Consider the following 13642-nt stretch of genomic DNA (forward strand, 5'->3'; position numbering starts at 1 on the left):
ATTTGTTATTTCCTTCCAAAATCTGCAGGTATTTCTCCCCAAGCTTTGGTTTCCCATTTTAAGATTGGGTTTTTAAAAGAATTATTTTTAAGCCAATTTTCAGCTCTTTTAATAAGCTCTAGCAAATCTTTATTAGAAGCGTCAAAATGAAGGTTGGTTTTGCATTTTTTTTGTTTTATCCAACTCATGGCAATTTTAGAATCTGAATAAATAGGAAGAGTATGTTGATTTTTGCTTTTTAAGAGCGCAATGCCATGCACCAAAGCCAAAAATTCACCAATATTATTGGTACCTTTTTTAAAAGGTCCTTTTATAAAAATTTGCTGTTTGTTATGGGTTAAAACACCTCTATATTCCATTCTCCCAGGATTGCCAGCACAAGCCGCATCTACAGCAATACTTTCTAAAATTGGTTTGCCATATTTTTCTTTTTCTGAAGATGTTAACGTAGGTTTTTTAGTGTTTTTTCCTTTATAATCATCATATTTTCCTTTGGATGCTTTTTCGGCTTCCTCTAAATTAGCAAAAGATTTGTATTGCGCACCTTCATAACCATCAATTTGTGCTTTACAAACTTTCCAAGAAGTAAAAACGCCTGTTTTTCTTCCGTTCCAAACAACATAAAATTTTTTGTTAGGCATTCTTTGCTGAAATTACGTTTTCAATAACCTGCGGAAAATGATTTTGTTCTAAAATATGAATTTTTTGGGCGATAATTTCCGGTGTATCGGTGTCAACTAAAGAAGTTTTTACTTGAAAAATGATGTCACCTTCATCATAATTAGCGTTTACATAATGAATTGTGATGCCAGTTTCGGTTTCTTTATTTTCTTTTACAGCCTTGTGTACATGCATTCCGTACATCCCTTTTCCGCCATATTTTGGTAATAATGCCGGATGTATATTGATAATTTTATGAGGAAAAGCATCAATAATGTTCTGTGGAATTTTCCATAAAAACCCTGCTAAAATAATATAATCTGCCTTGTCTTTTAGTAGATTTAAGATGGTGTTTTCTTGTAGTAAATCACTTTTTTTAAAATATAAACAATTGGTTTTTAGTTTTTTACATCTATCAAAAACCTTGGCATGTTCATTGTTGCAAAGTACTTGTGTAACTTTAGCAGTTTTAGTTTGATTAAAAAATTTAATAATGTTTTCTGCGTTCGTTCCGGAACCAGAAGCAAAAATAACAATACGCTTCATATCTTATATTTCTAATGTACAAAAAAAAGAATAATAATTAAGAAATCGGTTAATTATTATGAGCGATTGAACATTTTTAATTATCTTTCGTCATCATTTTTTAAGCAAAAGTTAGTTAGAATTAATAAGATTCGTATTTTTGCACCGATTTAAATTTTAAAAAAACAAGAAAGTTATGTCAGACATTGCATCAAGAGTAAAAGCTATTATCGTAGACAAATTAGGAGTAGACGATAATGAAGTAACAACAGAAGCTAGCTTCACAAACGATTTAGGAGCAGATTCTTTAGATACTGTTGAGTTAATTATGGAGTTCGAAAAAGAATTCGATATTCAAATTCCAGATGATCAAGCCGAAAACATCGGAACAGTTGGTCAAGCAGTTAGCTACATAGAAGAAGCAAAAAAGTAATATTTATATGCAGTTAAAACGAGTTGTAGTCACTGGACTTGGCGCATTAACGCCAATTGGTAATAATATTGAGGAATATTGGAACGCTTTAGTTAACGGAGTTAGCGGAGCAGCACCTATCACTTACTTTGATGCTGCCAAGTTCAAAACTCGTTTTGCATGTGAATTAAAAGGTTTTACAGCAACTGACTTTATAGACAGGAAAGAAGCGCGTAAAATGGACAGGTTTACACAGTATGCTATGGTGGCTTCCGATGAAGCAATTTTAGATGCTGGGTTAGATTTAGACAAAATTAACAAATTTCGCGTTGGCGTAATTTGGGGAGCAGGAATTGGTGGTTTAGAAACTTTTCAGAACGAAGCAATGAATTTTCAGGCTGGAGATGGTACCCCTAGATTTAATCCTTTCTTTATTCCAAAAATGATTGCAGATATTGCTCCAGGTAATATATCCATTAAAAATGGATTTATGGGCCCAAATTATACCACAGTTTCTGCATGCGCATCTTCTGCAAATGCAATGATAGATGCATTAAATTACATAAGACTTGGCTATTGCGATGTTATTGTAACAGGTGGTTCAGAAGCTGCTATTGCTTGCGCAGGTGTAGGTGGTTTTAACGCAATGCATGCACTATCTACAAGAAATGAATCGCCAGAAACGGCTTCAAGACCTTTTGATGCAGAACGTGACGGTTTTGTTTTAGGGGAAGGTGCAGGTGCAATTATCTTAGAAGATTATGAACATGCCAAAGCAAGAGGTGCTAGAATATATGCAGAAGTTATTGGAGGCGGAATGTCTTCTGATGCTTACCACATGACAGCGCCACATCCGGAAGGTTTGGGAGTCATCGCTGTGATGAAAAACTGTTTAGAAAATTCGGGAATTAAACCAGAAGATGTAGATCATATCAATACGCATGGTACTTCTACACCTTTAGGAGATGTAGCAGAATTAAAAGCTATTTCTGAAGTTTTTGGTACGCATGCTAAGAGCATCAATATTAATTCAACAAAATCTATGACAGGGCATTTATTAGGTGCAGCGGGCGCTATAGAATCTATTGCTTCTATTCTAGCCATGAAATATGGTGTTGTTCCGCCAACCATAAATCATACGGTAATCGATGAGAAAATCAATCCAGACTTAAATCTTACACTTAACAAGGCTCAAAAAAGAGACATTAAAATTGCGATTAGTAATACATTTGGTTTTGGTGGCCACAACGCATGTGTTGCCTTTAAAAAATGGGAAGACTAATCTATGAATTTCATTCGTAAAATTGTTAATTCCAAGTCGGTAGAAGACAACGAGTTATATTACGAACTAAAAAAACTACTTAATTTTTCTCCAAGAAGCCTTAATAAGTATAAAAAAGCATTTACGCACAGATCCATGCAAATGCTAGACGAGAGAGGAAACCCTATTAATTACGAGCGTTTAGAGTTTTTAGGAGATTCTATATTAGGAGCTGTAATTGCTGCTTATTTGTATAAAAAAGTACCATCTGGTTCAGAAGGATATCTTACGCAGATGCGTTCTAAAATTGTGAGCAGAGAACATTTAAATGAACTCGGTAAGGATTTAAATTTAATACGCTTTGTAAATAGTAATGTAGATCAGGCAAACGTGGGTGATAATATTCATGGTAATATTTTTGAAGCGCTAGTGGGCGCTATTTATTTGGATAAAGGATTTAATTTTTCACAAAAATTTATTTTTGAAAATGTAATTATTCCTTATGTTGATATTGAAAAGCTAGAAGGAAAAATAACCAGTTATAAAGGAGTTATTATAGAATGGTGTCAAAAACAAAAGAAAAAATACAAGTTTGATACCTATGAGGATTCTGGTAATGAGGCAATAAAACATTTTAGTGTAAAAATTAGTATTGATGGCGCGCAGGTTGGCAAAGGAAGAGCAACCTCTAAAAAAAAGGCAGAAGAACAAGCCTCAAAAAGAGTTTATTACGCTTTCCAGAATCAAATTTCTGTTGGTTAGTACTACGATAACGTTTTCGTTAATATCCCAGAAAAACTCATAAACAATTAGTAATTTAGCACCTTAAATACAAAACAGGAACTTCTTATTATTTATGACAATTCATTCCTTAGTTTTAGATGGTTTATGTGAAGAAGAATATGCCTTAATTGGTATTCATACTACATTAGAAGATTATAAATTAGCGTATTTGTTGAATAAAAATTTAAGAACTCGTTTTTATAAAGCAAAAGAAGATATAACTTTTGAGGAACTGAATAAGAGATCATCTTTCTCATTATATAATTGTGCAAATAATAAATATGATTTTGAATGGTTTTTATTAGCAAATAGTTCGAAAATAGAAAATCAAACAGCATCAAGTTCACTACTGATATCATCAGAAACAAAAACATATTTAATTCCAGAAAAGAAAAAAGTTGATTTTTTTATTAAAATTTCTGGAAGTGTGCAATATAATTTTATTGCAGACACGATACATAAAATTAAAACAATAGATCAAGTAATTACTTCTTATGCAATTGATAAGGATACATTAAAGTCGAAAGACTTTCTAATATTTTAAAATATGCCAAATAATAAAAAAACAAAGATAGTTGCTACGCTAGGACCTGCAATCAATACCAAAGAAAAAATGAGAGAACTGGCCATTGCTGGTGTAAATGTTTTTAGAATAAATTTTTCGCATGCAGACTATGATATTGTAGAACAAAATGTGAAGAGAATTAGAGAAATTAATGAAGAAGATGGATTTAATATCTCAATTTTAGCTGATTTACAAGGACCTAAACTTCGAGTTGGGGTTATGGAAGAAGGTGTAGAGTTAATGGATGGAGATACTTTTACTTTTACAACAGATAAATGTATTGGAACTAAAGAAAAAGCTTTTATGACCTACCAACGTTTTCCTAAAGACGTAAAAGTAGGAGAACATATTTTAGTCGATGATGGTAAATTAATGTTTGAAGTACTTTCTACAAACAAAGAAAATGAAGTGGTTGTTAAGGTCATTGTGGGTGGTGAGCTTAAATCTAAAAAAGGAGTAAATTTACCAAATACAGCCATATCTCTTCCGGCTTTAACAGAAAAAGACAAAGAGGACGCGGTTTTTGCTTTAGGTTTAGAAGTAGATTGGATGGCCTTGTCTTTTGTAAGAACGCCAGAAGATTTAAGAATGCTTCGTGATCTAATTGCAGAACATTCAGAGTATCGAGTACCTATTATTGCAAAAATAGAAAAGCCAGAAGCTGTTAAAAATTTGGATGCTTTAATTCCTTATTGTGATGCACTAATGGTTGCACGTGGAGATTTAGGTGTTGAAATACCGATGCAAGATGTTCCTCTAATTCAGAAAAAATTAGTAAGACGCGCAAAAAGAGCAAGAATTCCTGTAATTATTGCAACTCAAATGATGGAGACCATGATTGATAATCCGGTACCAACAAGGGCAGAGGTTAATGATGTTGCAAATTCTATTATGGATGGTGCAGATGCAGTAATGCTTTCTGGAGAAACTTCTGTGGGTAAACATCCGCTAAAAGTTATTCAAAAAATGTCTGAAATCATTAAAAGTGTAGAAAACTCTAGAATGATTAAAGTACCGCAAGAGGCACCTCATATTAGAACAAATAGATTTATTACAAAATCTATTTGTCACCATGCTGCAAACTTGGCAAATGATACAGGAGCTTCTGCCATTACTACTTTAACGAATAGCGGTTATACAGCGTTTCAAATTTCTGCATGGAGACCAAGAACGCATGTTTTAGCGTTCTCTACAAATAAAAGAATTTTAGGGAAACTAAATTTACTTTGGGGTGTTAGAGCCTATTTTTATGATGCAAATTTATCTACAGATGCAACTGTTTTAGACATCAATAATATAGCAAAAGAAAAAGGTTTTGTCAATACAGGCGACTTGGTTATCAATTTAGTATCAATGCCAGCAGAAGCCAGAGGAATGGTCAATACATTACGTGTTTCTGAAATAGAATAAATATCTAAAGGTATAAAAAATGTAAAGCGTTCTGATTCAGAACGCTTTTTTTGTGCATTGCCAACTGGTGTTTTACATTGTTATCTTTTTACGAGTGATAATTGCATCATTTGTAACAAATGGCATGGGCATCATCTCGTTATTTCTAGGGTTTATAGAGAAATTAGGATTGGTTAATAAATCGTACGAAATTTCGTTCAAAAAAATATTTAATTCTTGCTCTTTATCCACCATAAAAGAAAGGGTTACTTCTTTGTCTGAATTTGCAATCGTGTACCCTAAAAAAGTGCTTTTGGTTACATGATAATTTTTCCCTTCCATGACTAAAGCCTCATTTACTTTAAACTGTTTCAGCGTAATTTTACGATCCGTTGTAAATTCTAATTTACTCACTTTTCGCCTGGGAGTGACTACTATTTCTAAAAGACGATTACTGCCAATAATCGTATCTATCTGGATATTAATATCAGAAGAACTTATATTTTTAAATTCAGCTTTTTTGTGATACGTAAAACGTGCATTGTATTTATTTTTAGTTTCTGCGTTTGTAATACTTCCTTTGATAGCTGTATGGTCAAAAATCTGGCTTGTATACCTATCTAAGGAGGTATTATATGTGCCGAAAAAAGCGGTTTTATCATCAGAATTCTGAAAATATACGAGGCTGTTTGGTTTTTTATTATCCTCAGAAAAACCACTTGTATAGGAGGCGTATCCGAAGAAAATAATTGCAAAAAAACCACAAAATTTTAAAAACCAATTCGATTTCTTTTGATGAAAGGTGAGCACCATTAATCCAAAAATTAGCGAAATAAGAATACCACTAATAAATAGATTTTTTAACCCTAAACCAACGGGAAACATTTTAATTAAAGGTGCAAAAATATAAATTGTAGGGATAGAGATAATCGTAAAAAGAATACGTTTTGAGCGTATTTCTATGGATATAAAAATATCGATGGCTAGTATTAATAAAGCCGCAAAAACAGGGAGTATAAAAAAACCTGCACCCTTTAAATACAAACTAATGATAAGATTTATGAGGAGCCAAATAAAAATCGGGGCAATTAATAAATTTGTTGTGTGCTCTTGCTTTTTAAAGTAACGATATATTTTTAATAAAATCCAGAGATTTAGGAATACAAAAGCCAGTATATACACATATCCATTATAGGTAAACCCATGCAACATATCTGTGTATTGAGGATGTATAATGAGTAATAATTTCCATAAAAAGAATGAAATACCACCGCATAATATGATTGAAACCAAAAAAGGAATACATCCTTTAAAAACACCTTTTAAGGTTATTTTATGCAAAGAAAATCCGAAGAATAATAAAATGATAAAAAGGAGACTTGCAATAATTAAAGACAGAATGACATATGAAAACGAATAGGTAAGCAAGCCAATAAATGGAAAGTTTACATACACAAAGTCTTCATCAGAATTTAAGTTTTCTAAATTGGAATTCGCGAAATAATTAAGGGTTGAGGTTAGATAATCTGCTTGATGCGCTAAACTTTCGCGGTCTAGACGATCATAAGAATCTTGTGCTGTATGATAATCAAAATGATCGCCAATAAAGGCAAAATTAAATCCATTGATGTTAGCATTTTCTCTAAATACGGTTAAATCTGTATCGTTGGGTAAATTTTTATACACGCTATACATTAAAGAATTGGCTGCCGGAAAATTGGGTTTCGCAGCTAAAAATTCTGATAATAATGTACTGTTTTTTCCATTGGTTTCTAATAACATGTAACTAGGGCCGCCACTTCCTCTGGCTTCAAAATTTAAAACCAAACCAATATCTTTTGTCCAAGGATGGTATTCAACAAAAGCTCCGGCGCCTAATAAACCTAGTTCTTCGGCATCAGAAATTAAGATAATAATATCATTTTTGGGCGTTTCATTTTTTGCCAAATAAGCTCTAATTCCTTCTAAAATAGTAACAACTCCAGAGCCAGCATCGCTTGCGCCCAAAGAAGAATGTTCCCTTGAGTCATAATGAGTTAATAGCATTAATGATTTTCCGTCTTCAGAACCTTTAATACGAGCAAAAATGTTTTCTGCAGTGGTGGCAGTTACCCTTTTTTTACCCACATACGTTTGCCTTTGTACTTCAGTTTCTAAGCCCAACTTCTGTAACGCTGCAACAATATAATTTTGAACATTTTTGTGCTCTTTTGTGCCAACATAATGCGCGTTTTGACTTATTTTTTTTAAGTGATAAAAGGCATTCTCCAAAGAAAAATTAGTTTTCGAAGTCTGTTTTTCTGTGTTTAAAGAAGGTTTTAAATCAGAAAAACTCCAATAGATGACGCCTAAAATAATGAGTATAGATAAGATATAGGATGCTTTTTTCATTGAGAGATACGTTTTAATAAAAGTAATAAATATTTTTTTTCTCTTCATGTTGATTCATAAGGAAAAATCTGTAAATTGTAAGGCAACTAAAAAATGTAGAAATTATGGGAATTAAAAGCTTTCAAGGAAAGAGAGATACGGCAAAAGAAAAAGAGGAGTCTGAAATTTTAGTATCAGATTATATGACGACAAAATTAATTACTTTTAGAGCAGAAGATTCTTTAGATCATGTAATTAAACAATTAATAACCTACAAAATTTCTGGAGGGCCTGTAGTAAATGATAAGAATGAATTGGTGGGTATTATTTCTGAGACGGATTGTATCAAACATATTTCTGAAAGCAAATACTACAATATGCCTTCGGATACCAATAATACAGTGGGTAAATATATGGTTACGGATGTGGATACTATTGATAAGGATATGAATGTTTTTGATGCTGCGTTTAAATTTATTTCATCACATAGACGAAGATTTCCAGTAGTAGAAAACGGAAAATTAATTGGACAATTAAGTCAGAAAGATGTTTTAAAAGCGGCGATAAAAGTGAAAGGAAATACTTGGAAATAATTTTATAGCTCTTTTTTAATCAATAAATACCTTTCATCATATAGGTAAAAAACAATTGGGTTTCATTTTAGGGTACTATACAGAATTAAAAAAGTATGAAAAAAGAAAAACTGACACCAAAAAGAGAACGCTTTAACAAAAAGTATAATGAATTTAATGAAAGTGAAGTTCAAATAGAATTGTTATTCGCTCAACAATTAACAATTGATAAACTTGAAAAATCAGAGCAAATACTTCGAATCTATTTTGGTTTTTAATTTGTATTCCAATTATTTTCGGAATTCTAGCAGTAGTATTTTCAAGTTAAAAAAAAAGGAAATTGTAGAATAAGGTTCTGTTACTACTTCAGAGGAATTTAAAACTCCAAGATTACGCCAAAGTGTTAATGAATATTTGTGGAGAGTTTACCTTACAAAGGTAGGTGTTGGTTATAAAGATCAAATCAGAGGGGGAAGCTGTTATTAATGAATTGATATTAAAGGGCTAGAAAAGAAAAAGTATTAATCCTATCTTAAAGTACATTATATTAGATTAAAGTCGATAGAATTATATTTCTATTGACTTTTTTTAGCCCTAACCTTACAATTATGAGTTGCAAAGAAAAAAATTGTGTTGTACATTTTAAAAAGTTTTTTATTTAAAGATCTTTTCTTATCAGCAGATATAACTCATTTTCTAAGGCTAAATATCCCTCATTGTATACATAGAAATAGATGTTCCCGGTTTTAGTTTTATAGATAGAGGTAAAGAGTTGAAAATCGAAACCTTTGTCGTATAATTTGGTACGGGTTACTTTTGTTTTACCAGAAACATTTAATTCTGATAAAATTTTATAATTTTTTCTTAGTCTATTATTGATATTTCTGATGAGGTTTTTACTGTCTTTATTCACCTTATTATTATAAGAGTTTCTGCAATAATCTGAACAAAATTTCTTATCCACTCTGCCTTTTAGGACTTCCTCACATTCTAAACATTTTCTATTTTCCATACGTTAAAGATACATAAAATTACACAATTACAAACGACTACAAACATTTACAACCGAAAGTAATTGCTTTGTAACCGAATAAAACTGTAATCGTATCGCAACTTTGCAGTGTTGAATGGAACGAATGAAATTCAATATAAAATAAAACTTATCTTATGAATACGTTAAGAAACAAAGTACAATTAATTGGTAGATTAGGTCAAGATCCAGAAATCGTAATTTTTAAAGATGGCAACAAAATGGCTAAATTTTCTATGGCTACAGATGATAGTTATAAAGATAAACAAGGCAACAAAGTAGAACGTGCTTATTGGCACAACATTGTTATAAAAGGAGGTTTAGTTTCTGTTGTAGAAAATTATGTAAGCAAAGGACAAGAAATCGCAGTAGAAGGCAAACTAACCAACAGATCTTATGACACCAAAGAGGGCGAAAAGAGATATGTTACTGAAATTTTGGTGCATGATTTACTTTTATTAGGCAACAAATAGCTAAAGAATACTTATTAGAAGTAGCAAAATCCACTTTTTTAGTGGATTTTTTTATGCCCTAAATCATTTGAAATTACAGTCATAAAATGCGCTTTTTTCCTTTCTATTTACTTTTAAAATTAGTGTTGTCCGATTAAAATTAGCTAAAGTGTTTTAAAGTATTGATAGTATTGATTTTCAGGAGCTTTGAAAGTAGTACACCTTACTTTTAAAAACGCTTTAGAATTTATGGTGTCTCGAAAAATTTAAAATCGTAATAATATTGTTTTTCAGTTAGTTAAAATCAAGTCTTTGTTCTTGATTCTAACAGCGAAAGCGGTCTTTTTATCTTTTATCGGACAACAATGTTTTAAAATATAAAACCAGGAGGAAAAGTTTCTAAGTTTACGTTTTCTTTCTTTATAAAAGTTTTTAATAAACTTCCAGTTATAGAATAAAGTTTAAGCTCATTTATCTTATATATGTATAAACAACTTTCCCTTTGTTGGGTTTGGATGAATATTAAAGCCTTTTGAAGATATTATTATCTTTAATTGACGATGTGCTCATTAAAACATGTTGCAAGGTATTATTAGCCATTGATTGGGTATTATGAGCTACGTTTGCTATTTCTTTTTTTCTCAATTAAAAGAGGTGTTAAGATTTTGTGCAGAAGCTCTACTAGTTTCAAAAAAATGAACCTGTTGTATTTGAGCTTAAATTTTGTTCAATATTGGTGAAAGAAAACATCAATACAATAATGAATAGTTTGCTTTTTTTTTATCATATAATTTAAAAATAAATGGATTAAAAAGCGATTTGCATTAATACTTGAAATTGAGACAAATTATTACCAACAGAAGGGTTTATACTGCTATATGAAGTCTGTAGTTTTAAGCTATTATTTTTAAAATATTTAGAAATTCCAAAAGTGTAAGCATTTCCATCTTGTAAAATTGATGTAGTTTGATTTTCAAATTCAGGACTCATACTTTCGTAACGTGCATCAAAACTAAAACCACTTTCTGTTGCATAGCCTGTTTGGACGTTAAAACTATCACCCAAAACTAAAAATTGACTAATTTGTGTTGGTGCCAACAATTGTGTTGCATTGGCATCTGTAAATACCAAATCTAAATTATCTGCACTTGTATTTACATATTCTGCGAGTAGAGAGAAGCCATTATATTTTAATAAAACATCTGCATATAATTGATTGTAATCTGGTAAGTTATTTGTTCCGTCACCATTGTATAATAAAAAATCTCCATGTCCTTCTCCATTTGAATTACTTACACCTTTGTTGAGACTACCAGCAAATCCAACAACAAATTTTAAGTTTTCTTCTCTGCCTAAATCAACACTTGTAAGGTCATTTCCTTCTTTAAAATAACCTAAAGGAAACAAATCTAAACGACCACCCACTTTTAAACCCCCTAAGTCTGTATCTCTAGAATCTGTACCAAATGAGTTTCTTCCATCACCAGAAGTTACTGAAAACATTGGGGAAATTCCAAATTTATCGCCAAACTTAGATGCTACAAAAACACCAAATTCACGACCGGTATTGCTAAAATTTTGACTTAAAAAACTACGATCGTTAAACTGCAATCTGTCTTCTCGATAAGTCATTTCTCTGTTATTTACAAAGGTTTGTTTTTGACCAAAACTTACTGTAATTTTTTCTGTAGGATGATAGGCAACCCAAGCATCCATTAAAGGGTCTGATGAGCTGTAATCTATTTGAATAAAAAAGCTAACTTTCTCTTCTTTTGCAGCTCCTGCAAACTGTAAAAAAGTTCTTTTAGAGTTAAAATTATTATCTGCATCTAAACCTGATGTTTTAATATTTTGATAAGATGGCTGAATAAAACCGCTCATATTAAAATAATAATCGCCATCATTAAAAGAAAAGTTTAAACCACTGCCTAAATTAAAGGTTGCTTTGTTACGGGGTTCGTCTTCAAAATTATCATCATCATCATCATCTTGAGCAACAGCAAAAAATGGAATACAAACACATAAAAAGGTACAAAGTGTTTTTGCGTAATTAAAATTCTGAAATCGTTTCATATTCGATTGTATTTATTCTTTTATTTTAAAATTCTATAAATAGGTAATATTGCATCTTTCTCTGTAGGTAAAACTCCAAAACTGACAAAGCTATTTGGGGCTTCTGGTTCTAAAACTTCTACAATTAAATTCGCGTTTTTTTGGTTTAAAGAAACCATAAATGTTCCTTTAGCAAATACTTTTTGTTGTTTATGAATTTCTGTTTTTACTTTTTGTAAATTCATCTGTTCATATTTTTTTGAGTTTCTCTTATATTCTATTATTTTATAAATTTCAACCTCAATTTTTTTATCTTCTTCTAAAACCTTAATTTTTGCCCCTAAAGTTTTTAACTTTTCAATTATTTCTTTTTGACTTGCATCAATTAAATATGCTTTTGGAGTTGGTCTTATTAATACAGCAGAAGATAACCAAGCATCTCTTTTTGTTACTTCTAACTCAATAATTTTTTCGGTATCTAAATCAAGCATTTGTAATTTGCTTGTATATACTTTTCTTTTACTGGTAACCACAATTTCTTTCTCATCATATATAGCTTTTTGAATTACTTCTTTTAGCTCTTTTTTGTGTGCAATAGCTGTTTTTAAATAAGATGTAGCTACTAAAAAAATAGATTGTATTCTTCGTTTAAAACTGGTTCTTCCAAGGTTTACACCTCTAATTTCTACTAAAGAAGAAATGGTATTGGTTAAGGCATAATTTGTAGCACTAGATCTTGCACTTATTGAACCTTGATTAAAGTGGATATCTCCTCTGTATTTTGTAGTTGAAATATATGGATGGTTTCTTAATTTGTTTTCATTCAAAAGATCTGAAGCATTTTTCACAAATAATTTTTCAGTGAATTCTCGTAAATTTTTAGGGACATTTAAATTGCCACTGTACAAAAACATTACATCAAATATATTGGCTACACCAAAATTTCCAAGCTTTGAAAAATCTCTTCTATAAGCAGTGTACTCATGAAAGTCCAAAGCTACTTCTGGGTTAAAATTAGAAAAAGCTTGTTTTAAAATTACACTTTCTTTTGCCATTAATTTAGTTTGATCTCTATTTAAGTCTAGCCCATTTGCAGCATATCTACTTTCTTTTAAATAGCCGTCTATATTTGCCATTGGTATTACTGCCAAATCTATATCATCTAATAAATGAGTGTAATTTTTATCATTTAAAAGTTGATGCATTACATATAAAACTCCCTCTGTACTCGCCAATTCATTTCCATGCAATCCCCCTTGAAAGAAAACTTTTATTTTTTCTTTTTGATTGGGGTTCGTCATTTTAACAAAAGGTATTTTCTTTCCTTTTTGACTTTCACCTATATAAGAAATCTGTACTTTGTTAGGATGATTTTTTGCTAAGCCTTCTAAAAAAGCATACAACTCTTCATCTGTTGTAAAACCTTTTTCCTTTTTTAAAGCAGGGGTTACATTTTTTACCTCTTCAAAATCTGGAAAAATTTTTTTAGTTACGCTCTTTGTTTGCGGGTTTAACTGCCCAAAAACAGAAGCTGAAATAAATAATAATAGTATGTGGCCAAGTTTTATCAT

14 protein-coding genes are annotated in these 13642 nt (G+C 31.1%); 8 read left to right on the forward strand and 6 right to left on the reverse strand.

Annotation, left to right across the window (positions count from 1 at the left end):
• Positions 1–5 precede the first annotated feature (5 nt).
• Both K8354_RS16700 and purN read right to left on the reverse strand, forming a co-directional pair.
• On the reverse strand, positions 6–641 hold the full coding sequence (locus K8354_RS16700) for a ribonuclease H1 domain-containing protein (RefSeq protein ID WP_223443369.1): 636 nt from the start codon (positions 639–641) through the stop codon (positions 6–8).
• Positions 634–1206, reverse strand: a complete 573-nt coding sequence (purN, locus tag K8354_RS16705) for a phosphoribosylglycinamide formyltransferase (RefSeq protein WP_223443371.1) — start codon at positions 1204–1206, stop codon at positions 634–636. The genes K8354_RS16700 and purN overlap by 8 nt, the downstream gene beginning before the upstream one ends.
• A gap of 175 nt (positions 1207–1381) precedes the next feature.
• On the opposite strand from purN, the gene K8354_RS16710 reads away from it, so the two are divergent.
• The 5 genes from K8354_RS16710 (at position 1382) to pyk (ending at position 5616) form a co-directional block, all read left to right on the forward strand.
• The gene (locus K8354_RS16710; RefSeq protein WP_004569249.1) at positions 1382–1618 is read left to right on the forward strand and encodes an acyl carrier protein; all 237 of its coding nucleotides are present in this window, start codon (positions 1382–1384) and stop codon (positions 1616–1618) included.
• Between the two features lie 7 nt (positions 1619–1625).
• A complete protein-coding gene (fabF, locus tag K8354_RS16715) occupies positions 1626–2879 on the forward strand; it encodes a beta-ketoacyl-ACP synthase II (protein WP_223443382.1) in 1254 nt (417 codons plus the stop codon).
• Positions 2880–2882: 3 nt separating this feature from the next.
• A complete protein-coding gene (gene rnc, locus K8354_RS16720) occupies positions 2883–3620 on the forward strand; it encodes a ribonuclease III (RefSeq protein WP_223443387.1) in 738 nt (245 codons plus the stop codon).
• A gap of 94 nt (positions 3621–3714) precedes the next feature.
• Positions 3715–4185: an IPExxxVDY family protein gene (locus K8354_RS16725; RefSeq protein ID WP_223443390.1), complete on the forward strand. Its 471-nt coding sequence runs from the start codon at positions 3715–3717 to the stop codon at positions 4183–4185.
• A 3-nt stretch (positions 4186–4188) separates the two neighbouring features.
• A complete protein-coding gene (gene pyk, locus K8354_RS16730; protein WP_223443393.1) occupies positions 4189–5616 on the forward strand; it encodes a pyruvate kinase in 1428 nt (475 codons plus the stop codon).
• A gap of 72 nt (positions 5617–5688) precedes the next feature.
• Here pyk and K8354_RS16735 read toward each other — a convergent pair whose 3' ends face one another.
• Positions 5689–7986 carry a M28 family peptidase gene (locus K8354_RS16735; RefSeq protein WP_223443395.1) on the reverse strand — a complete coding sequence of 766 codons (2298 nt, stop codon included), beginning with the start codon at positions 7984–7986 and terminating at the stop codon, positions 5689–5691.
• A 104-nt stretch (positions 7987–8090) separates the two neighbouring features.
• On the opposite strand from K8354_RS16735, the gene K8354_RS16740 reads away from it, so the two are divergent.
• Together K8354_RS16740 and K8354_RS16745 are read left to right on the forward strand one after the other, a co-directional pair.
• Positions 8091–8558 (forward strand): CBS domain-containing protein, encoded by a 468-nt coding sequence (locus tag K8354_RS16740; protein ID WP_223443398.1) that lies wholly within the window; start codon positions 8091–8093, stop codon positions 8556–8558.
• Positions 8559–8653: 95 nt separating this feature from the next.
• Positions 8654–8815: a hypothetical protein gene (locus tag K8354_RS16745; protein WP_223443401.1), complete on the forward strand. Its 162-nt coding sequence runs from the start codon at positions 8654–8656 to the stop codon at positions 8813–8815.
• 380 nt (positions 8816–9195) lie between these two features.
• Here the strand turns inward: K8354_RS16745 and K8354_RS16750 are convergent, their stop codons facing one another.
• A complete protein-coding gene (locus tag K8354_RS16750) occupies positions 9196–9549 on the reverse strand; it encodes a hypothetical protein (protein WP_223443404.1) in 354 nt (117 codons plus the stop codon).
• A gap of 155 nt (positions 9550–9704) precedes the next feature.
• Between K8354_RS16750 and K8354_RS16755 the strand changes: the two genes are divergently transcribed.
• Positions 9705–10040 carry a single-stranded DNA-binding protein gene (locus K8354_RS16755; RefSeq protein ID WP_223443416.1) on the forward strand — a complete coding sequence of 112 codons (336 nt, stop codon included), beginning with the start codon at positions 9705–9707 and terminating at the stop codon, positions 10038–10040.
• 786 nt (positions 10041–10826) lie between these two features.
• On the opposite strand, the gene K8354_RS16760 is transcribed toward K8354_RS16755, so the two are convergent.
• Together K8354_RS16760 and K8354_RS16765 are read right to left on the reverse strand one after the other, a co-directional pair.
• The gene (locus K8354_RS16760; protein WP_223443419.1) at positions 10827–12092 is read right to left on the reverse strand and encodes a putative porin; all 1266 of its coding nucleotides are present in this window, start codon (positions 12090–12092) and stop codon (positions 10827–10829) included.
• Between the two features lie 20 nt (positions 12093–12112).
• Positions 12113–13642 (reverse strand): M14 family metallopeptidase, encoded by a 1530-nt coding sequence (locus K8354_RS16765; protein ID WP_223443422.1) that lies wholly within the window; start codon positions 13640–13642, stop codon positions 12113–12115.

The organism is Polaribacter litorisediminis (assembly GCF_019968605.1).
GTDB lineage: Bacteria > Bacteroidota > Bacteroidia > Flavobacteriales > Flavobacteriaceae > Polaribacter > Polaribacter litorisediminis.